The following is a 20,669-nucleotide window of genomic DNA, read 5'->3' as shown; positions in this document are numbered from 1 at the left end:
TCTGGCTGCAATCTCCCTCTCCTTATGGGAGGGAGGTTGCGGTTTACATAACATAAAAGTAGATAGCGCAGAAATGACAGGCGCTGCCGCCCAGCACAAAGGCGTGCCAGATGGCGTGGTTATAGGGTATGCGTCGCGCTACATAGAAAATAACGCCGAGCGAATAGATAATGCCGCCCGCCGCCAGCAGCCAGATGCCCCCTGGCGATAGCTTCAGCGTCAGCTGATAAATCACAACCAGCGACAGCCATCCCATACAGAGATAGGTCACCAGCGACAGCGCCTTGAAGCGGTGCGCAATGGTGAGCTTAAAAATAATCCCCGCCAGCGCCAGACCCCAGATCACCACCATCATCCCATGCGCCAGCGGCGACTTCAGCCCTACCAGCAAGAAAGGCGTATAGGTGCCGGCGATCAGCAGATAGATGGCGCAGTGGTCGAGCTTTTTCAGCCAGCGCTTGGCCCCGTGATGAGGAATGGCGTGATAAAGCGTAGAAGCCAGGAACAGCAGAATCATGCTGCCGCCGTACAGGCTATAGCTGGTGATGGCGGTGGCGCTGGCACCCATTTCAACCGCCTGCACCAGCAGCAGCACCAGTCCGACAATGCCGAACAGGCAGCCGAAACCATGGCTTATGCTGTTGGCGATCTCCTCAGCGAGCGAATAGCCCTGAGCGACTAACCGATTTTTCATAATGGCGCGATCCTGAATGTCGGGGTGAGTGAGGGTTTTATAACCACCAGCATAACCGGGAACATTTTGAGAGTACAATTGTACGCTAAAATTAATCTGTGAATGCCTGTTACAGCCTGTGCGCTGCGCAAATCTGGTACACTGCCCGCAGATCCATTTTTAATGAGCGCGCCCGCAGATGTTCTCTCATCACGATCTTGCCAGCCTGAATGACCTGGAAATGCAGGTTTATCACGACATCATTAAACACCCGGAAAGCGTCAGTTATATGACCATCCGTGAGTTGGCGGAGCGAGCGGGCGTCTCTACCACCACCGTGCTGCGCTTCTGCCGCAAGATGCGGTGCGACGGCTGGTCGGAATTCCGCATCCGTTTTCGCCTGGCGCAGCAGCAGACGCAGCCGGTACAGGCGAACGTCGGCGTCAGCGAAATGCTGAGCTTTTTCAAAAGTATTAATAACGACGAATTCAGCGAGCTGATATCCCGCGCCGCCAGGATGATTAATCAGGCTGAGCAGCTTTTCTTTATTGGCGCGGGCACCTCGGGCAGCCTGGCTAAATATGGTGCGCGCTTTTTCTCTAACGTAGGGAAATTCAGCCACTATATCGACGATCCCTATTATCCGGTCAGCGGCAGCGTAGATGAAAATACGCTGGCGATATTGCTCTCTGTCTCTGGCGAGACGCCGGAAATATTGCGCCTCGCCAGCCAGTTCAGTCTGCGTCGCTGCCAGACCCTTGCCATTACCCATTCCGAGAGCAGCTCCCTGGCGAAAATGAGCGATTTCGCCCTGGCTTATCATGTCCCGGTGATCCGCCTGAGCGATAATTACGACATCACTACCCAGGTGCCGGTTATGTATATTCTTGAAGCTATCGGTCGGCTGCTGATTAAATAAAACAGGCTGTTTTACGGGCGTAACATATTACCCTGGCGCGCCGGTGTTATATCGTGACTTCCCTTTTTGCTTTGTTACACTCGCGGCAAGATTTATTTCGCTGAGAGGGACGTATGCATAACGAATCAGGCTTTCCGCAACACTTCTTATGGGGCGGCGCGGTGGCGGCGCATCAGGTCGAGGGCGGCTGGGATCAAGGCGGCAAAGGCGTCAGCATCGCCGACGTGCTGACCGGCGGCGCGCATGGCGTCAGCCGTGTTATTACCGACGGCGTGCAGCCAGGCAACTTTTATCCCAATCATCAGGGCGTAGAATTTTACTCCCGCTATAAAGAGGATGTGGCGCTGTTTGCCGAGATGGGCTTTAAGTGTTTCCGTACCTCCATCGCCTGGACGCGTATCTTCCCTGACGGCGACGAACAGGAACCGAACGAAGCGGGCCTGCAGTTTTACGACGACCTGTTCGACGAACTGCTGAAATATGGCATCGAGCCGGTTATCACCCTTTCCCACTTTGAAATGCCCTATCACCTGGTGAAACAGTATGGCGGCTGGCGCAGCCGTCAGGTGGTAGATTTCTTTGTGCGCTTTAGCGAAGTGGTTATGCGTCGCTATCAGCACAAGGTGAAGTACTGGATGACCTTCAACGAGATCAACAATCAGCGCAACTGGCAGTATCCGCTGTTTGGCTACTGCTGTTCCGGCGTGGTCTTCACCGAGCATGAAAAGCCGGAAGAGGTGATGTATCAGGTGATGCATCATCAGTTTGTCGCCAGCGCAAAAGTGGTCAGCCTGGGTCACGCCATCAATCCCGATTTTCAGATCGGCTGCATGATCGCCATGGTGCCGATCTACCCTTACTCCTGCCATCCAGACGACGTGATGCTGGCGCAGGAAGCGATGCATCAGCGCTATGTCTTCAGCGACGTGCAGATGCGCGGCGCTTATCCGGCCTATACGCTAAAAGAGTGGGCGCGCAAAGGCTACCAGATTCAGATGGAGGCGGATGACGCCGAGACGCTACGCAACGGCTGCGCCGACTATGTTGGCTTCAGCTACTACATGAGCAATGCGGTAAAACATGACGCCAGCGGCGTGGAAGATCCCATTACCGGCTTTGAAGGCGTAGTGAAAAACCCACACGTCGGCGCCTCCGACTGGGGCTGGCAGATCGATCCGGCCGGGCTGCGCTATGCGCTGAACGTGCTTTACGAGCGTTACCAGAAGCCGCTGTTTATCGTGGAGAACGGCTTTGGCGCGATCGACCAGCCGAATGAGAACGGCGTGATTGAAGATGACTACCGTATCGACTACCTGCGCGCGCATATCGCCGAGATGAAAAAAGCGGTGGTGCACGACGGCGTCGCGCTGATGGGCTATACGCCCTGGGGCTGCATCGATTGCGTCTCTTTCACCACCGGCCAGTACAACAAGCGCTACGGCTTTATCCACGTCAACAAAAACGACGACGGCAGCGGCGACTTTGCCCGCTCGCGTAAAAAGAGCTTCGGCTGGTATCAGCAGGTTATCGCCAGCAACGGCGAAACGATCTGAGTCTCATCGGGCCGCGCCGCAACAGACGCGGCCCGACTTTTTAGCGGCCGCCCGCGGCGTCGATAAAGGTGCCGGTGATATAAGAGGCCGCCTCGCTCGCCAGCCAGGCAATCGCTTCGGCAATCTCTTCCGCCTCTCCGCCGCGCCCCATCGGGATCACCCCTGCCATACCCGCCACGCGATCGACGCGTCCCGGCTCGCCGCCGTCCGCATGCATCTCGGTATAGATAAAGCCCGGCCGCACGCCGTTAACGCGAATGCCCTGTGCCGCCACCTCCAGCGATAATCCGCGCGTCAGCGTATCCATCGCCCCTTTCGACGCCGCGTAATCGACATATTCTCCCGGCGCGCCAAGACGCGACGCGGCTGAGGAGACGTTAATAATCGCCCCACCCTGGCCGCCGTGATGCGTGCCCATACGCTTTACCGCTTCGCGGCAGCAGAGAAAAGCGCCAGTGACGTTGGTGGCAAAAACGCGCTGCAGCCGTTCAGCGCTGAGATCCTCAACGCGGCACTGCGTAAAGAGGATGCCCGCATTGTTGACCAGCACGCCGAGCGGCATCGCTTCCTCATCCAGTCGCTGAAACAGCGCCACGACCTGCGCCTCATCGGCAATATCCGCCTGAACGGCAAAGGCTTCGCCACCCTGCTCGCGGATCTCTGCCACCACCTGCTGCGCCTCTTCTGCACGCTGGCGATAGTTAACCGCCACGCGATAGCCCTGCTGCGCCAGCTTCAGCGCCGTCGCGCGGCCAATCCCCCGGCTTGCGCCGGTAACCAGAGCCAGTGTCATATTTTCTCCACAAAAAAGGGCCGGATAAGCGGCCCTTGTTGTCTATGTTTTGCGTGACGCTTACTGATAGTCGCTCATCGGCACGCAGGAACAGAACAGGTTGCGATCGCCGAACACGTCGTCGAGACGCTTCACCGTCGGCCAGTATTTATTGTCGCTGCCTGCCGGGAAGACCGCCAGCTCACGGCTGTAGGGATGATTCCACTCGCCTGCCAGTTCGACCTGCGTGTGCGGCGCGTTAACCAGCGGATTATCCTCCGCAGGCCATTCGCCGTCCGCTACGCGATCGATCTCCATCCGGATAGAGAGCATCGCATCGATAAAGCGATCCAGTTCCGTTTTGCTCTCGGACTCGGTCGGCTCCACCATCAGGGTGCCGGCGACCGGGAACGACATTGTCGGCGCGTGGAAACCGTAGTCGATTAATCGCTTGGCGATATCCAGCTCGCTGATGCCGGTCTGCTCTTTCAGCGGACGAATGTCGAGAATACATTCGTGCGCCACGCGACCGTCGCGCCCGGCGTACAGGATCGGGTAGGCCGACTGCAGGCGGCTGGCGATATAGTTGGCGTTAAGAATAGCGACCTGGCTGGCGCGCTTCAGTCCCTCCGCGCCCATCATGCGGATATACATCCAGCTAATCGGCAGAATAGAGGCGCTGCCGAACGGCGCCGCTGACACCGCGCCCTGCTGCGTCAGTACGCCGTCGATCTGCACTACGCTGTGGCCCGGCACGAACGGTGCCAGATGCGCTTTCACGCCGATCGGTCCCATGCCGGGACCACCGCCGCCGTGCGGAATACAGAAGGTTTTATGCAGATTCAGGTGCGACACGTCCGCGCCGATATAGCCTGGCGTGGTAATGCCCACCTGCGCATTCATATTGGCACCGTCGAGATAAACCTGCCCACCGTGCTGGTGCACGATCTGGCACACTTCGCGGATCGTCTCTTCATAGACGCCGTGCGTCGAAGGATAGGTCACCATAATGCAGGAGAGATGCTCGCCTGCCTGCGCCGCTTTTTCACGCAGGTCGCCGAGGTCGATATTGCCCTGCTTGTCGCAGGCCACTACCACCACTTCCATTCCCGCCATCTGCGCCGAGGCTGGGTTGGTGCCGTGCGCAGAACTCGGGATCAGGCAAAGATTGCGCGCGCCTTCATTACGGCTTTCGTGATAGCGACGAATAGCCAGCAGCCCGGCATATTCGCCCTGGGCACCGGAGTTCGGCTGCATGCAGAGCGCGTCATAGCCGGTAAGCTGAACCAGCCACTGCGACAGCTGCCCAATCATCTGCAGATAGCCAGAGGCCTGTTCCGCCGGGCAGAACGGATGCAGTTCAGCGAACTCCGGCCAGGTGATGGGGATCATCTCGGCGGCGGCGTTAAGCTTCATGGTGCAGGAGCCAAGCGGGATCATCGCCTGATTCAGCGCCAGATCCTTTTTCTCCAGGCTGTGCATATAGCGCATCATCTCGGTTTCGCTGTGATAGCGGTTGAAGACCGGATGGGTCAGGATTTCGCTCTGGCGCAGCTGCGCGGCGGGGATCGCCTGGCTGTCAGCCGCAACGGCGGCGTCCAGCTTGTCGATATCCTGACCGTGCTCGTCGCCCAGCAGGATAGCGAACAGCGCCAGCACATCCTCGCGGCGCGTGGTTTCGTCCAGCGTAATGCCGACCGCGTGATGAATATCGCTGCGCAGGTTGACGCCGAAGCTCTGCGCGCGGTTCAGCACCGCGCCTTTGTCTTCCACCTCGACCGTCAGGGTATCGAACCAGCTGTTGTGGCGCAGCTTCAGCCCGCCGTTTTGCAGTCCGGTCGCCAGAATAGTCGTCAGGCGATGGATGCGGGAAGCGATGCGCTTCAGCCCTTTCGGACCGTGATAAACCGCATACAGGCCGGCGATATTGGCGAGCAGTACCTGAGAGGTACAGATGTTTGAGTTCGCTTTTTCACGACGGATATGCTGTTCGCGCGTCTGCATCGCCATGCGCAGCGCGGTGTTGCCTGCGGCGTCGCGCGAGACGCCGATAATGCGTCCCGGCATCGAGCGCTTGTGCTCGTCGCGGCTGGCGAAGAAGGCGGCGTGCGGGCCACCATAGCCCATCGGCACGCCGAAACGCTGCGCCGATCCGAAGACAATGTCCGCGCCCTGCTTGCCCGGCGCTTCCAGCATCACCAGCGCCATAAAGTCCGACGCGACGCTGACGATGATTTTGCGGCTTTTGAGCTCGGCGATCAGCGCGCTGTAGTCGTGCGCTTCGCCGGTGGTGCCGACCTGTTGCAGCAGCACGCCGAACAGCTGGTCATGCTCCAGCGCTTTCTCGGCGCGGTCGATAATCAGCTCGAAGCCGAAGGTCTCCGCGCGGGTGCGCACCACGTCGAGCGTCTGCGGATGGATATCTTCCGCGATAAAGAATTTACCGGCGTTTTTAAGTTTGCTGACGCGCTTCGCCATCGCCATCGCTTCTGCCGCCGCCGTGGCTTCATCGAGCAGCGAAGCGGAGGCGACATCCAGACCGGTAAGATCGAGCGTCACCTGTTGAAAGTTAAGCAGCGCTTCAAGTCGGCCCTGCGACACTTCTGGCTGGTAAGGTGTATAGGCGGTGTACCAGCCCGGATTTTCCAGCATATTGCGCAGGATCACCGGCGGCGTCACGACCGCGCTGTAACCCATGCCGATCCAGGATTTGTAGCGCTGATTCTGACCGGCGATCGCCTTAAGCTCGGCCAGCGCCTGCTGCTCGGTCGCCGCGTCGCCGACGGCGGGTGGACCGGGCAGCTGAATGTCGGCAGGCACAATCGCGCCGATTAGCGCGTCCAGCGAGCTGGCGCCGATCGCCTCCAGCATCAAAGCCTGTTGTTCCGGCGAGGGACCGATATGGCGTTCAATGAAGGCGCCGTTGTGTTCGAGCTGGCTCAAAGTCTGGGTCATTAGCAGTCAATCCTGAATCGGGCTGGAATACAGAGAAAGCAAGGTCGTTAAAAGCGGCCAGAGCGGGCTGGCCGCCGTGTTGCTTATTCGTCGATGGAGGCTTTATAGGCGTCCGCATCCAGCAGCGAATCGAGTTCAGATTCGTCGCTGGGTTTGATTCTGAACAGCCAACCGGCTGCATAGGGCTCGCTGTTGACCAGCTCCGGCGCATCGCCCAGCTCGTCGTTTACGGCCACGATTTCGCCGCTAACGGGCGCATAAATATCGGACGCGGCTTTGACTGACTCCGCGACGGCGCACTCGTCCCCAGCGGAGTAGGTGTTGCCGACCTCTGGCAGATCGACAAAGACCATATCGCCTAACAGCTCCTGAGCGTGCTCGGTAATGCCGACGGTAAAGGTGCCGTCCGCTTCTTTACGCACCCACTCATGACTGTCGCGGTACTTCAATTCATTTGGCACATTGCTCATCGCCCTTTCTCCTGAAAATAGATTACTGAACCGGCTTGCCGCCGCGTACAAAAACAGGTTTGGTTACTTTTACCGGCATCTCGCGCTGACGGATCTCAACGATAGCGTGCTCGCCGATACCTGCCGGCACGCGCGCCAGCGCAATACTGTAGCCGAGCGTCGGCGAGAAGGAGCCGCTGGTGATAACGCCCTGCTGCGATTGCCCCTGCGCGTCAGTGAAGCGTACCGGCTGACCGCTACGCAGCACCCCTTTTTCCGTCATGATCAGGCCAACCAGTTTTTCTGTGCCCTTTTCGCGCTGCATCTCCAGCGCCTCGCGTCCGATAAAGTCGCGATCGGCAGGCTCCCAGCAAATCGTCCAGCCCATATTGGCTGCCAGCGGCGAAACGCCTTCGTCCATCTCCTGCCCGTAGAGGTTCATGCCCGCTTCCAGACGCAGCGTGTCGCGCGCGCCCAGCCCTGCAGGCTTAACACCCGCCGCAAGCAGACGCTGCCAGAAATCCGCCGCCATGGTCGCGGGCAGTGCAATTTCATAGCCCGCTTCGCCGGTATAGCCGGTCGTGGCGATAAAGAGCTCACCCGACTGTACGCCGAAAAAGGGTTTCATGCCGGTTACCGCTTCGCGCTGCTCCGCGCTGAACAGGGTCTGCGCTTTCTGCTGCGCCTGCGGGCCCTGCACGGCGATAAGCGCCAGGTCATCACGCTCCGTCAGCGCGACGCCATAGGCCTGGGCATGTTTGCCGATCCACGCCAGATCTTTCTCTCGCGTCGCCGAGTTAACGACGAGACGGAAAAAGTCTTCGGTCATAAAGTAAACAATCAAATCATCAATGACGCCACCGGAGGCATTCAGCATGCCGGTATAAAGCGCTTTGCCGGGCTGCGTCAGCCTGGCGACATCGTTCGCCAGCAGATGGCGCAGGAAGTCGCGCGTCTGCGCGCCGTGCAGATCGACGATAGTCATATGTGAAACGTCGAACATACCGGCGTCCTGACGTACGGCATGATGCTCGTCCATCTGCGAGCCGTAATGCAGCGGCATCATCCAGCCGTGGAAGTCGACCATGCGGGCGCCGCAGGCCTGATGCTGTTCAAATAACGGGGTTTGCTGAGTCATAACTATCCTGTCGCGAAGCGGGTAAGTTTCGGGCGGGCGTCAGCCTGCAAATCGCCCGGCGCAAACGTTCTCTTTTCCCTGACGTTATCATTGAAAAGACGATTTAACCATAAGCTGTACAGAGGCGAATTGAAGCATGTCTTTAAAGGGGCACGCAAAGCCAGCAGCATAATTAACTGTGGTTTTGTGATTTTCCTCGCAGGAAAGAAGCGAAACGCCGTGCGAGATAGCAAGATAATCAGCTGTGTCGCGCAGAATGTTAACAACGCGCTTTAAAGCCCGTGCTCAGGAATAAATAAAACTAATGCGAACAAGGGGGTGAAATTAGAATAAATCAAACGAGGCACGCTGCGGGTGCAGCGCCGCTCTTTTTTGGTGCATCCCTGAACGACAGGCGTAAAAAAGCCAGCGCAAGGCTGGCTCATAACGGAAACGACCGACGCTAACGCAGCCAGGCGGGCATATCGTGCAGCCCCATCGCCTGACGCAGCATAACCGGCTTGACGCCTGGCAGCGTATCCGCCAGCTTCAGCCCCAGATCGCGCAGCAGCTTTTTCGCCGGATGGGTGCCGGCGAAAAGCTCGCGGAACCCCTGCATGCCCGCCAGCATCAGCGCCGCGCTGTGCTTGCGGCTGCGCTCATAGCGGCGCAGATAGAGGTGCTGACCGATATCTTTGCCCTGCTGATGCAGGCGGCGGATTTCGCCGATCAGCTCCGCCGCGTCCATAAAGCCGAGATTCACGCCCTGCCCCGCCAGCGGATGTATGGTATGCGCGGCGTCGCCGACCAGCGCCAGACGGTGCGCCGCAAAATTGCGGGCGTAGCGCGCCATCAGCGGGAAAGATTTGCGTTCGCTCTGCAGGTGACACAGGCCGAGGCGCATATCGAACGCCACCGCGAGCTGCTGGTTAAACAGCGCCTGCGGCATGCTCTCCAGCCGACTCGCCTCCTGCGGCGACAGCGACCAGACGATTGAGCTGAGGTGCGGATCCTGCATCGGCAGAAACGCCAGAATGCCGTCGCCGTGAAACACCTGGCGCGCCACCGCGTCATGCGGCAGATCGGTACGAATATTCGCCACCAGCGCGTGGTGATCGTAATCCCAGAAGGTTAAGGGAATATCCGCTTTGTTACGCAGCCAGGAGTTAGCGCCATCTGCGGCAATCAGCAGGCGCGCGGTCAGCATCGTGCCGTCCTGCAGCGTAATAAAGGCTTCATTTTCGCCGAACGCCAACTGCTGCAGCTGCGAAGGTGCCATCAGCGTAACGTCGCTGCAGCGGCTGGCGCGCTGCCAGAGGGCGCTGTGAATCGCCGGGTTTTCGATAATATGCCCCAGATGCGTCAGCCCCTGCTGCTCGTCATCAAAGCTGATGGCGCCGAAGCTGTCGCGATCCCACACTTCCATGCCGTGATAAGCGCTGGCGCGCCGCGCCAGAATATCGGACCAGACATCCAGCTTCTGCAGCAGCCGCTCGCTGGCGGCGTTGATGGCCGATACGCGAATCGACGGCGCAGCGCTGGCGTCGAACTGCGGCTCCGCCGTTTTTTCCAGCACGGCGACGCGCAGCCCGCTGCCCTGCAAACCGCAGGCGACCGCCAGTCCTACCATGCCGCCGCCGGCGATAACCACATCAAAACTTTGCATCGGTGCCCCTTAATTAACGCTTAACCCAGCCAAGCGTGCGCTCAGCCAGTTGATTACGCAGCCACGGCAGATGATCCATCGCCATCAGCCCCAGATTTCGTCCCGCCACCAGCGGCGCATAGCGATTGGCGAACAGCCGCACCAGCCCGTCGGTGATGCCGATAGTCGCGTCGCGATCGGGCTGGCGACGCTGTTGGTAGCGTTGCAGAACGTCATAGCTGCCCACATCCTGCTGCTGACGATGCGCGGCCGCCAGCGTTTCCGCCAGCGACATAACGTCGCGCAGCCCGAGGTTGAAACCCTGCCCGGCGATGGGATGCAGCGTCTGCGCCGCATTGCCAACCAGCGCCAGCCGATGTGAAACCTGCTGCCCGGCGCTCTGCAGCGCCAGCGGATAGCTTTCGCGCTGGCCGGTATGGGTAAAACGCCCCAGCCGCCAGCCGAATGCGCGCTGCAGCTGCGCCAGAAATTCGCTGTCGCTCCAGCTCTCTACTTTCTCGCGCGCCGACAGCGGATGGCACCACACCAGCGACAGACGATTGTCCGACATCGGCAGCAGCGCCAGCGGACCGTGTTCGGTAAAGCGCTCAAAGGCGCGTCCCTGATGCGGCAGCTGAGTAGAGACGTTGGCGATAACCGCCAGCTGGTGATAATCCTCGCGCTGCCACTGGATGCCGAACGATGCGGCCAGCGGCGAGCGAGAGCCGTCTGCGGCCACCAGCAGCGCGCCGTCGAGCCGCTCCCCGCTCTCCAGCGTCACCTGTACGTTATCCTGCTGACGCTGAGCGCTGCTGACGCGCGCCGGGCAGTGCAGAGTAACGCCTGGCGCGCTTTTCAGACGGTCAAACAGCCTCTGGCCGACTTCAAAAAGTTCGACCACATACCCGAGCGCGGGGATCTGATACGCCTCGGCGTCTAGCGTGACAAAACCGGCATGCCCGCGATCGGAGACGTGAATATCTGTGATGGCGGTGGCGTGCTTCTCGATGCTGCGCCAGAGATCGATATTCACCAGTTGCTGACGCGTACCGGCTGCCAGCGCAATAGCGCGGCTGTCATACCCCGGATGCGAGCGGCTGTCGGGCGCGCTGTTCTCAATCAGCGTGACCGGCAGTTGCCCCTGGGTCAGATGGGAAATAGCCAGCGCAAGCGTCGCGCCGGTCATGCCTCCTCCGGCGATAATAACCGTCATGCCTGGCGCGCCGCTGCCATCAGCGCCTCAATCGCATCCGCGTCTTTTACCACGCTGTCGGTGAGATTCTCGTTGCCCGTTTCGGTGATCAGAATGTCATCTTCGATACGAACGCCGATGCCGCGATACTCTGCAGGCACGTCGGCATCCGGCGCGATATAGAGCCCTGGCTCAACAGTCAGCACCATGCCCGGCTCCAGCATGCGGTCGCGCGACGGGGTGCCGTAATGACCAACGTCATGCACGTCCAGGCCCAGCCAGTGGCTCAGCCCGTGCATAAAGAACTGGCGGTGCGCCTCTTCAGCGATCAGCGTCTCCACGTCGCCCTGCAGAATGCCCAGATCCACCAGCCCGCTGACCATAATGCGCACCACCTCTTCGTTGACCTCGCGGATGCTGACGCCGGGACGGAAGAGCGCCAGCGCTTTGTAAAGCGACGCGAGCACGATGTCATAAATGGCGCGCTGCGGCGCGGAGAAGGTGCCGTTCACCGGGAAGGTGCGGGTAATATCGCCGGCGTAGCCGTGGAATTCACATCCTGCATCAATCAGCACCAGGTCGCCGTCGCGCAGCTCGCTCTCATTTTCGGTGTAGTGCAGAATGCAGCCGTTTTCGCCCGATCCGACAATGGTGTTATAAGCGGGAAAACGTGCGCCGTGACGGTTAAAGACGTAATGAATTTCGCCTTCAAGCTGATATTCAAACTGGCCGGGACGACAGGCTTCCATTGCGCGGGTGTGCGCCAGCGCGCTGATTTTTCCGGCGCGGCGCAGAAGGTCGATCTCCTCCGGCCCTTTAAACAGGCGCATTTCATGCACCCAGGGACGCCAGTCGGTCAGCGTCGCTGGAGCGCTGAAGTTCTGTCGGAAGCCGCGGCGCAGCTTCTCCAGCGCGGCGAACACCAGCGTATCCGCCTCAGCGTACTCGCCCTGCGCGTGATAAACCACATCCAGCCCGTTCAGCAGCAGATGCAGCTGCTGGCCGATATCATCCCAGGGCAGCGCGCGATCGACGCCTAATTTTTCCGGCGCGGCATCCTGCCCCAGCCGACGCCCAAACCAGATTTCCGCCGTGAGATCCCGCACGCGGTTAAACAGCACGCTGTGGTTGTGGGTCGCATCGCTTTTTATCAGCACCAGCAGCGCCTGCGGCTCGTTGAAGCCGGTGAAATACCAGAAGTCGCTGTTCTGTCGGAACGGATATTCGCTGTCGTTGCTGCGGGTCACTTCCGGCGCGGCAAATATCAAGGCGGCGCTGCCCGGCGCCATTTTCGCCAGTAGCGCCTGTCGACGCTGCTGAAATGTATCCAGAGAAATCATCTTTGCACTCCCTGTAGAAACGGGCGCGTTCGCGCCCTGTGATATCTGGCTTAGTGTAGCGTCGGTTTTTTCACTTCGGGGGCGGTAGGTTGCGGACGATTGAAGGTGTCGTGGCACAGCAGCGCTGCCACGCGCACATATTCAATCACCTCTTCCAGCGACTGCTCCAGCTCATCCTGGTCTTCATCTTCTTCGTAGCCAAGCTGGGCGATGGTGCGCAGATCGTCAATCGCTTCGCCGGTTTCGCCGGTGACCTTATCCAGCTTCGGCTGCGTAACGCCCAGCCCGAGCAGGAAATGATTAACCCAGCCCGCCAGCGCATCGGCGCGATCGAAGACAGTGATATCTTCGTCGTCCGGCAGCATCAGCTGAAACAGGAAGCCTTCATCTTCCAGCGTGTTGGCGGTGCTGTCATGCAGCGCCTGAAGAGGCAAAGCCAGCCCCTGCGAAAACGCCATACCTTCATTGGTAAGGTCGTGGACGAGCGTCCTCCAGCTGTTATCCTGATTGCCACCGCACAGAATGCCGCTGAGCAGGCCATGCATTTCCGCTGGCGTCATCCCCACGCCTTGTTGAGAGAGCGCCGAAGCCAGCGCGTTGTAATCGGGGGTTGCGTTCTGTAAAGACATAAGGATTCATCGTCGTTGGCAGAATAAGTTCGTGTTATGCTACCACTAGCTGCCTCAAGGTTTCCAGAAAAGGGGTTGTAACTTATTTCGCGGGTCTATATAGTTGCCCGCCTCCCAAAGCATTGAGCGTCAAGGGAGATGCGGGCGAAGTAATCAGTCAGGAAGGTGGCATGTCTGCACAACCAGTAGATATACAAATTTTTGGTCGTTCATTGAGAGTGAATTGTCCGCCTGAACAGCAAGATGCGCTGAATGCGGCTGCCGAAGATCTCAATCAACGGTTGCAAGATCTAAAAGTTCGCACTAGAGTCACAAATACCGAGCAACTGGTGTTCATCGCCGCGTTAAACATCTGCCATGAACTGGCGCAAGAGAAAGTGAAAACGCGCGATTATGCTGCTAATATGGAACAACGTATCCGTATCCTGCAGCAGACGATTGAACAGGCTCTTGTTGAGCAGGGTCGTATCACCGACCGCCAGGGTGCGAAGTTCGAATAATACTTTATGGTTGCTGTGTTACAGTAACGGTGAAGTCCATTTTCTCTGAGATGTTTGCAAGCGGGCCAGTCCCCTGAGCCGATATTTCATACCAACAGAGTGTGGCGCTCTGTAACCTGTGAGCATGCTCGGTTCGTCCGAGAAGCCTGATGGTTGCGACGGCACATTCACCTTGAACCAAGGGTTCAAGGGTTACAGCCTGCGGCGGCATCTCGGAGATCTCCTTACGTTTTGCATCTGTTTTTCCCCGTTGTGAATGATATAGTTGCTCAGTCAGCGACTTATCAACGGGGTTTCTGTGTCTCATCCCTCTCTGCTCGATCGACACCATATCCGCCAGCATGTGCGCCATCTGCGCCGCTCCCTGACGCCTGAACAGCAGGAACAGGCAGCCGATCGTCTGGCGGAACATGCCGTTAACTTTGCCCCCCTCGCTAACGCCAGCCATATCGCGCTCTTTTTGTCGATAGATGGTGAGCTTAATACCCGTCCGCTCATCGCTAAGCTCTGGCAGCAAAAAAAACAGGTTTACCTGCCGGTGCTGCACCCTTTCGCCTCTGGCCATCTGCTGTTCCTGCGTTACACGCCTGAAACGGTGCTGACGCCAAATAAACTGCGCATTCCCGAACCGCCGCTCGATATCCGTCAGATGATTACGCTGGATCGGCTGGATGTCATGATGGTGCCACTGGTCGCTTTTGACGACAGCGGGCAGCGTCTCGGCATGGGCGGCGGCTTTTACGATCGCACCCTGCAGAACTGGCGTCAGCATGGCTTTCTGCCGGTTGGCGTGGCGCATGACTGTCAGCAGGTAGAGCGGCTGCCAACGGAGGAGTGGGATGTCCCCTTGCCTGCGGTGCTGACGCCGTCGCGTCTGTGGCAGTGGGAATAGAAGTGGTTGTCTGACACCTTCTCAGTGACCGGCGTCGGGGTTTTACAGTGATGCGCCGTCTGGAGAAAGAAGCAGACGGCGCATTTTCTGTTGAAGCGGAATCAGTAGAGCAGACGGGCGCGAATGGTGCCCGGAATCGCCTTCATCAGCTGCAGCGCTTTGTCCGCCTGATCCTGCGGCGCATCGATATCAATCACGACATAACCCATCATCGGCGAGGTCTGCAGGAACTGCGCGGCGATATTGACGCCCTGCTCGGCAAAGATCTGGTTAATCGCCGTTAACACGCCCGGACGGTTTTCATGAATGTGCAGCAGGCGGCTGGCGCTGGCGCCATGCATCGGCAGCGACACTTCCGGGAAATTAACCGCAGAGAGCGTTGAACCGTTATCGGAATATTTGGCCAGCTTGCCAGCGACTTCGATACCGATATTTTCCTGCGCCTCCTGGGTGGAGCCGCCGATATGCGGCGTCAGGATCACGTTGTCGAACTCGCACAGCGGCGAATTGAACGGCTCGCTGTTGGTCGCAGGCTCAAGCGGGAAGACGTCGATCGCGGCGCCCGCAAGGTGTTTGCTCGACAAGGCGTCGCACAGCGCTGGAATATCAACCACGGTGCCGCGCGAGGCGTTGATCAGCAAGGCGCCCTTCTTCATCTGCGCCAGCTCCTGCGCGCCGATCATATCCTGAGTTGACGGGGTTTCTGGCACATGCAGGCTCACCACGTCGCTCATATTCAGCAGGTCGGCAAGGTGACGCACCTGGGTGGCGTTGCCCAGCGGCAGTTTGTTTTCAATGTCGTAAAAGAAGACGTGCATCCCCAGGCTTTCAGCCAGCACGCCAAGCTGCATACCGATATGGCCATAGCCGATGATGCCGAGCTTTTTGCCGCGCGCTTCGAAAGAGCCAACAGCGTTTTTATTCCAGATGCCGCGGTGCGCTTTGGCGTTCGCCTCAGGAATACCACGCAGCATCAGCAACATTTCGCCGATGACCAGCTCAGCGACCGAGCGGGTATTGGAGAACGGGGCGTTAAAGACCGGAATGCCGCGCGTCGCCGCCGCGTTGAGATCGACCTGATTGGTGCCGATACAGAAGCAGCCTACGGCGACCAGTTTTTCCGCCGCGGCGAAGATCTCTTCCGTCAGTTGGGTACGGGAGCGGATGCCGATGAAGTGCGCATCCCGAATGGAGGATTTCAGCGCTTCGTCATCCATCGCGCCTTTATGGAATTCGATATTGGTGTAACCCGCCGCGCGCAGATTCTCCAGCGCGCTCTGGTGGACGCCTTCCACCAGCAGGAACTTAATCTTGTCTTTTTCCAGTGATACCTTTGCCATTTCCCCGACCCTATTGTGATTTCAACAATGGCCGCCATAAGCGCGCCTTCTGTCAAAATATCAAAATTTACGCCTGCGGCAATACAACCGATTGCCATGCCGCCAGCACGGGGAAGCCTGAGCTCAGCACATTGCCACAGAAAATCGGGAGCTGAACCAGGAACAAAGAACGAACCTGCTGTCGATGACGGTTATGTGACATAAGTCACCGAATTTAAGCGATGAAAGAAAAGATGTTTTGCGCAAGGAAATAACCGGCGCGTTCTCCGCGCCGGACAGATCATTTTTCGATGGTTTTGACGCCGTCTGGCGTGCCGATCAGCGCGATATCGGCACCGCGCGTGGCGAAGAGCCCCACAGTAACCACGCCAGGCAGCGCGTTAATGGTTCTTTCCAGCGCAATCGGATCGAGGATACGCAGGTTATGCACATCGAGGATGATGTTGCCGTTGTCGGTGACCACATGCTGGCGATATTCAGGCAGGCCGCCGAGCTTAACCAGTTCACGGCCAACATAGGCGCGCGCCATCGGGATCACCTCTACCGGCAGCGGAAACCGTCCCAGCACGTCCACCTCTTTCGAGGCGTCGGCGATGCAGATGAACTTGTGCGCGACGGCCGCCACGATCTTCTCGCGCGTCAGGGCTGCGCCGCCGCCTTTGATCATCTGCATCTGCGGATTGATCTCATCCGCGCCGTCAACGTAGATCGACAGATCGTCGATCTCATTGAGATCGAAAACCGGAATACCGAGCGCTTTCAGCTTCAGGGTTGAGGCTTCCGAGCTGGAGACCGCGCCTTCAATCTGATGTTTCATCGTGGCCAGCGCGTCAATAAAGTGCGCCGCGGTGGAGCCGGTGCCGACGCCGACGACGGTGCCCGGCTGCACATATTTCAGTGCGGCCCAGCCTACGGCTTTTTTCAGTTCATCCTGGGTCATGGTATGTTTAAAACCTGTGCGACAACGAAGTGCGCGTAGTATAAATCAACGCCCGCCGAATGTGCGCGGCTGTTTAGGCTGGAATATTCGCTTTGGAAGCCAGCCCGCAAAAAAGGCGGTGCGCGGCGTGCAGAAAGATCCTTTCAGACGCGTCAGATGAATTTTTTGTGGCATAGTATCGTCCACCCTGAAGGAGAGAGAACAACAATGAAACGCCCCGATTATCGAACGCTTCAGGCGCTGGACGCAGTGATACGCGAACGCGGCTTTGAACGCGCCGCACAAAAATTATGCATTACGCAGTCGGCCGTATCGCAGCGTATTAAACAGCTGGAAAACCTGTTCGGCCAGCCGCTGCTGGTGCGCACCGTGCCGCCGCGCCCCACCGAGCAAGGCCAGAAACTGCTGGCGCTGCTGCATCAGGTTGAGCTACTGGAAGAGGAGTGGCTGAGCGATGAGAATGGCGGCACCACGCCGCTGCTGCTGTCGCTGGCGGTTAACGCCGACAGCCTGGCGACCTGGCTGCTGCCTGCGCTAAAAGATGTGCTGGCGGACTCGCCGGTACGCCTCAATTTACAGGTCGAAGATGAGACCCGCACGCAGGAGCGTCTGCGCCGTGGCGAAGTGGTAGGTGCGGTGAGTATTCAGCCGCAGCCGCTGCCGAGCTGCCTGGTGGATCAGCTTGGCGCGCTTGACTATCTCTTTGTCGCCTCGCCGGAGTTTGCCGCCCGTTATTTTCCTAACGGCGTCACGCGCTCGGCGCTGCTTAAGGCGCCTGCGGTCGCTTTCGACCATCTCGACGATATGCATCAGGCCTTTTTACAGCAGAACTTCGATCTGTCGCCCGGCAGCGTGCCCTGCCATATCGTTAACTCGTCAGAAGCCTTCGTGCAGCTGGCGCGGCAGGGTTCGACCTGCTGTATGATCCCGCATCTGCAGATTGAGCGCGAACTGGCGGGCGGCGAACTGCTGGACCTGACGCCGGGCCTCTGCCAGCGCCGCATGCTCTACTGGCACCGCTTTGCGCCGGAGAGCCGGCTGATGCGCCGCGTCACCGACGCGCTGATTTCACACGGCCATCGCGTGCTGCGTCAGGACGATCTGGCGGCCTGAAAAACCCGTAAAAAAGGGGCGCCAGGCGCCCCTTTTTCTTTACTGAGAACCGGCTGTATTCGGCTTGATGTCGAATACCACATCCACCTGATCGTCAAAGTGAATGCTCTGCTGCTCGTAGGTCTGCTGCGCAGAGGTATCCGCAGAAGGCGCAGCGGCCTTATACATGCGCGCCATCGGCATCGGCTGGTAATTAGCGACATGGTAGCGGATGCTGTAAACCGAGCCGAGCTTCGCGTTAAAGCCCTCCGCCAGCGCTGCAGCCTGCTGCGTAGCGTTATCAATCGCCGCCTTGCGCGCCTGCGCTTTATAGCTGTCGGGGTTGGTGACGCCCAGCTCCACTGAGCGGATCTCGTTCAGGCCGCTTTTCAGCGCGCCGTCCAGCAGCTCATTCAGCTTATCGAGCTGACGCAGCGTAACCTGCACCTGACGCACCGCACGGTAGCCTTTCAGCACCGACTTGCCCTCTTTGGTATAGTCATATTCCGGCTGAGTGCTGAGGTTAGCGGCATCGATATCTTTCTTCTCAATGCCGTTTTTTTGCAGAAAATCAAAATATTGCGCAACGCGATCGTCGGCCTGCTTTTTCGCGTCCGCCGCATCTTTAGAGGAGACGTTAACCACGATAGAGAGCGTAGCGATATCCGGGCGCGCATCGACGGTCGCCTGGCCGGAGGTCACCACATGCGGGCCGTTCGGCAGTTCGTCAGCTAGTGCGCTTAACGGCAGCGCTAAAGCGCCTGTCATGGCGACCAGCGCCAGTGCTTTCAGTTTCACGAAAGTCCTCCTTGAAATCTCTGTTTTGCTGCGGCATCAAAGGCCAGAGCATGAGCGGAATAGTTTGCACAGCTAAGAGCGTGTTATACCGCAAAAGTTCGCGTTTTGCTTATCATGTTCTGTCGCTTTCGGACTATTCAAATCAGAAATTCGCTATTCCCTGTAGCGCCAGCTGGCTGGCGATAATCCACATCACGGCGCCGACCAGCAGGTTGATCGCGCGCTGCGCGCTGGCGGTGCGCAAGCGAGGCGAAAGCCAGGCCGCCATCAGCGCCAGTCCGAAAAACCAGATCACCGACGCGCTGATCGTGCCCAGCGCGAACCAGTGGCGCGCTTCCTGCGTCGGCAGCTGACCGCCGAGGCTGCCCAGCACCACAAAGGTATCGATATAGACGTGGGGATTAAGCCAGGTGACCGCCAGCATGGTGGCGATGATGCGCCAGCGACTCTGCTTAAGCTCGGCGTTGCTGGCCAGATCGACATTGCCGCTAAAGGCGGCCCGCAGCGCATTCCAGCCGTACCACAGCAGAAAGGCGACGCCAGCCCAGGTAATCAGCATCAGCAGCAGCGGAGACTGATGCAGCAAGGCGCTGCCGCCGAAGATCCCGCCGCATATCAGCGCGATATCGCTGAGCGTGCAGAGCGTCGCCGTCATCAAATGATACTGGCGCTTGACGCCCTGATTCATCACGAATGCGTTCTGCGGCCCCAGCGGCAATATCAGCGAAGCGCCAAGAGCAAGTCCTTGTAAATATATTGATAACACGGGATTTTCCTTACATCGACGAGATGCAGAGGAGTATAAAGAAGCGGGATTATTAGCGGAAATTGAAAGATTTAATCTGGCATTAGGCAGGTTAATAAAGGCGGCCTGAGCGCCGCCCTGAGAGGTTTATTCTGCTTTCGCTTCTGCTTCCGGCTGGCTGACGCGATGCAGATGCACGTCCATTTGCGGATAAGGAATGCCGATGCCCTTCGCATCCAGCGCGCGCTTGAAATTCTTCAGCAGATCCCAGTAGACGTTCTGCAGATCGCCGCTGTTACTCCAGCAGCGCACCACAAAGTTCATGGAGGACGCAGCCAGCTCGTTAAGGCCAATCTGTACGCCCATATCCTGCAGCACGCGTGAATCGGCATCAACCACCTCACGCAGCAGCGTCAGCACCTGATCGACATCCGCATCGTAAGAGACGCCGATAATAAATTCGTTGCGGCGCACCGGCTCGCGTGAAAAGTTCACGATATTGCCGGTGATGATTTTACCGTTCGGCACCACCACCATCTTACCGTCAGCGCTTTTCAGCGTGGTGGAGAAAATCTGCACGTTCATAACCGTGCCCATAATGCCGCCGAGGTCGACGAACTCGCCTGAACGGAAGTGGCGGAAAATCACCAGCAGCACGCCTGCGGCAAGGTTAGACAAGGAGTCTTTCAACGCCAGACCTACGGCCAGACCGGCGGCGCCGAGAATAGCGATGACCGACGTGGTCTGCACCCCGATGCGGCCCAGCGCAGCGATAAGGGTAAAGGCGATAATCCCGTAGCGAACCAGCGCCGACAGGAAATCAGCGACGGTGGGATCAATATGGCGAGCCTGCAACAGGCGGTTGGCGGTATTGGCGATGATACGCGCGATTGTCATACCAATGACAAGGATCACTACTGCCGCCACGATATTCACCGCGTAGCTAATCAGCAGCTCCTGATTGCGGACAATCCAGCTGCCCGCATTGTTGAGGTCATCGACCACATTCAAATGTTCCATTTATGCACCCTGTTGAATATTCCCCGGGGGAAATGACAAAACATTGTCAGAGGCGTTCCGACAATTTCTTACTGAAGGGTAAACAAAAAAGGCACAAC

At 58.5% G+C, this 20,669-nt stretch carries 19 protein-coding genes and 1 other RNA gene; 6 read left to right on the top strand and 14 right to left on the bottom strand.

Features of this window, described 5'->3' with window-relative positions; all coding sequences use genetic code 11:
• Positions 1-43: 43 nt before the first annotated feature.
• Entirely contained in the window at positions 44-694 is a 651-nt protein-coding gene (trhA, locus tag EKL29_RS14830) for a PAQR family membrane homeostasis protein TrhA (RefSeq protein ID WP_218834529.1), read from the bottom strand.
• Between the two features lie 178 nt (positions 695-872).
• Here trhA and EKL29_RS14825 point away from each other — a divergent pair, with 178 nt between their 5' ends.
• A complete protein-coding gene (locus EKL29_RS14825) occupies positions 873-1,592 on the top strand; it encodes a MurR/RpiR family transcriptional regulator (protein WP_126690074.1) in 720 nt (239 codons plus the stop codon).
• A 113-nt stretch (positions 1,593-1,705) separates the two neighbouring features.
• The gene (locus EKL29_RS14820; RefSeq protein ID WP_126690073.1) at positions 1,706-3,145 is read left to right on the top strand and encodes a 6-phospho-beta-glucosidase; all 1,440 of its coding nucleotides are present in this window, start codon (positions 1,706-1,708) and stop codon (positions 3,143-3,145) included.
• Between the two features lie 40 nt (positions 3,146-3,185).
• On the opposite strand, the gene EKL29_RS14815 is transcribed toward EKL29_RS14820, so the two are convergent.
• The 8 genes from EKL29_RS14815 to EKL29_RS14780 form a co-directional block, all read right to left on the bottom strand.
• Positions 3,186-3,938, bottom strand: a complete 753-nt coding sequence (locus EKL29_RS14815) for an SDR family oxidoreductase (RefSeq protein WP_126690072.1) — start codon at positions 3,936-3,938, stop codon at positions 3,186-3,188.
• 60 nt (positions 3,939-3,998) lie between these two features.
• A complete protein-coding gene (gene gcvP / locus EKL29_RS14810; protein WP_120454513.1) occupies positions 3,999-6,872 on the bottom strand; it encodes an aminomethyl-transferring glycine dehydrogenase in 2,874 nt (957 codons plus the stop codon).
• An 83-nt stretch (positions 6,873-6,955) separates the two neighbouring features.
• The gene (gene gcvH / locus EKL29_RS14805) at positions 6,956-7,342 is read right to left on the bottom strand and encodes a glycine cleavage system protein GcvH (protein ID WP_126690071.1); all 387 of its coding nucleotides are present in this window, start codon (positions 7,340-7,342) and stop codon (positions 6,956-6,958) included.
• 22 nt (positions 7,343-7,364) lie between these two features.
• Positions 7,365-8,459 (bottom strand): glycine cleavage system aminomethyltransferase GcvT, encoded by a 1,095-nt coding sequence (gene gcvT / locus EKL29_RS14800; protein ID WP_120454517.1) that lies wholly within the window; start codon positions 8,457-8,459, stop codon positions 7,365-7,367.
• Positions 8,460-8,901: 442 nt separating this feature from the next.
• A complete protein-coding gene (ubiI, locus tag EKL29_RS14795) occupies positions 8,902-10,104 on the bottom strand; it encodes an FAD-dependent 2-octaprenylphenol hydroxylase (protein ID WP_126690070.1) in 1,203 nt (400 codons plus the stop codon).
• 13 nt (positions 10,105-10,117) lie between these two features.
• Positions 10,118-11,296, bottom strand: coding sequence for a 2-octaprenyl-6-methoxyphenyl hydroxylase (gene ubiH / locus EKL29_RS14790; RefSeq protein WP_126690069.1), 1,179 nt, complete (start codon positions 11,294-11,296; stop codon positions 10,118-10,120).
• Positions 11,293-12,615 carry a Xaa-Pro aminopeptidase gene (pepP, locus tag EKL29_RS14785; RefSeq protein WP_126690068.1) on the bottom strand — a complete coding sequence of 441 codons (1,323 nt, stop codon included), beginning with the start codon at positions 12,613-12,615 and terminating at the stop codon, positions 11,293-11,295. The genes ubiH and pepP overlap by 4 nt, the downstream gene beginning before the upstream one ends.
• 50 nt (positions 12,616-12,665) lie before the next feature.
• Positions 12,666-13,244 (bottom strand): YecA family protein, encoded by a 579-nt coding sequence (locus EKL29_RS14780; RefSeq protein ID WP_120454524.1) that lies wholly within the window; start codon positions 13,242-13,244, stop codon positions 12,666-12,668.
• Between the two features lie 170 nt (positions 13,245-13,414).
• Between EKL29_RS14780 and zapA the strand changes: the two genes are divergently transcribed.
• The 3 genes from zapA to EKL29_RS14765 all read left to right on the top strand — a co-directional run bounded on the left by zapA (position 13,415) and on the right by EKL29_RS14765 (position 14,636).
• Positions 13,415-13,744 carry a cell division protein ZapA gene (gene zapA, locus EKL29_RS14775; RefSeq protein WP_120454526.1) on the top strand — a complete coding sequence of 110 codons (330 nt, stop codon included), beginning with the start codon at positions 13,415-13,417 and terminating at the stop codon, positions 13,742-13,744.
• Positions 13,745-13,783: 39 nt separating this feature from the next.
• Positions 13,784-13,967: non-coding RNA, 6S RNA (gene ssrS / locus EKL29_RS14770), on the top strand.
• Between the two features lie 75 nt (positions 13,968-14,042).
• Positions 14,043-14,636 (top strand): 5-formyltetrahydrofolate cyclo-ligase, encoded by a 594-nt coding sequence (locus EKL29_RS14765; RefSeq protein WP_126690067.1) that lies wholly within the window; start codon positions 14,043-14,045, stop codon positions 14,634-14,636.
• Between the two features lie 101 nt (positions 14,637-14,737).
• Here EKL29_RS14765 and serA read toward each other — a convergent pair whose 3' ends face one another.
• On the bottom strand, positions 14,738-15,976 hold the full coding sequence (serA, locus tag EKL29_RS14760; RefSeq protein WP_126690066.1) for a phosphoglycerate dehydrogenase: 1,239 nt from the start codon (positions 15,974-15,976) through the stop codon (positions 14,738-14,740).
• A 280-nt stretch (positions 15,977-16,256) separates the two neighbouring features.
• A complete protein-coding gene (gene rpiA, locus EKL29_RS14755) occupies positions 16,257-16,916 on the bottom strand; it encodes a ribose-5-phosphate isomerase RpiA (protein WP_120454532.1) in 660 nt (219 codons plus the stop codon).
• A gap of 207 nt (positions 16,917-17,123) precedes the next feature.
• On the opposite strand from rpiA, the gene EKL29_RS14750 reads away from it, so the two are divergent.
• Positions 17,124-18,029, top strand: coding sequence for a LysR family transcriptional regulator ArgP (locus EKL29_RS14750; RefSeq protein ID WP_033752211.1), 906 nt, complete (start codon positions 17,124-17,126; stop codon positions 18,027-18,029).
• Between the two features lie 39 nt (positions 18,030-18,068).
• Here EKL29_RS14750 and EKL29_RS14745 read toward each other — a convergent pair whose 3' ends face one another.
• From EKL29_RS14745 to mscS, 3 genes are all read right to left on the bottom strand, one after another.
• The gene (locus EKL29_RS14745; RefSeq protein ID WP_120454534.1) at positions 18,069-18,806 is read right to left on the bottom strand and encodes an oxidative stress defense protein; all 738 of its coding nucleotides are present in this window, start codon (positions 18,804-18,806) and stop codon (positions 18,069-18,071) included.
• 142 nt (positions 18,807-18,948) lie between these two features.
• Complete coding sequence (gene argO / locus EKL29_RS14740) at positions 18,949-19,572, bottom strand: arginine exporter ArgO (protein WP_120454536.1); 624 nt, start codon at positions 19,570-19,572, stop codon at positions 18,949-18,951.
• A gap of 126 nt (positions 19,573-19,698) precedes the next feature.
• A complete protein-coding gene (mscS, locus tag EKL29_RS14735; protein ID WP_120454538.1) occupies positions 19,699-20,571 on the bottom strand; it encodes a small-conductance mechanosensitive channel MscS in 873 nt (290 codons plus the stop codon).
• Positions 20,572-20,669: the final 98 nt, after the last annotated feature.

Origin of the sequence: Pantoea sp. YU22 (assembly GCF_003970755.1) — a bacterium.
GTDB lineage: Bacteria > Pseudomonadota > Gammaproteobacteria > Enterobacterales > Enterobacteriaceae > Pantoea > Pantoea piersonii.
This window is presented reverse-complemented; position numbering and strand designations above follow the sequence as displayed.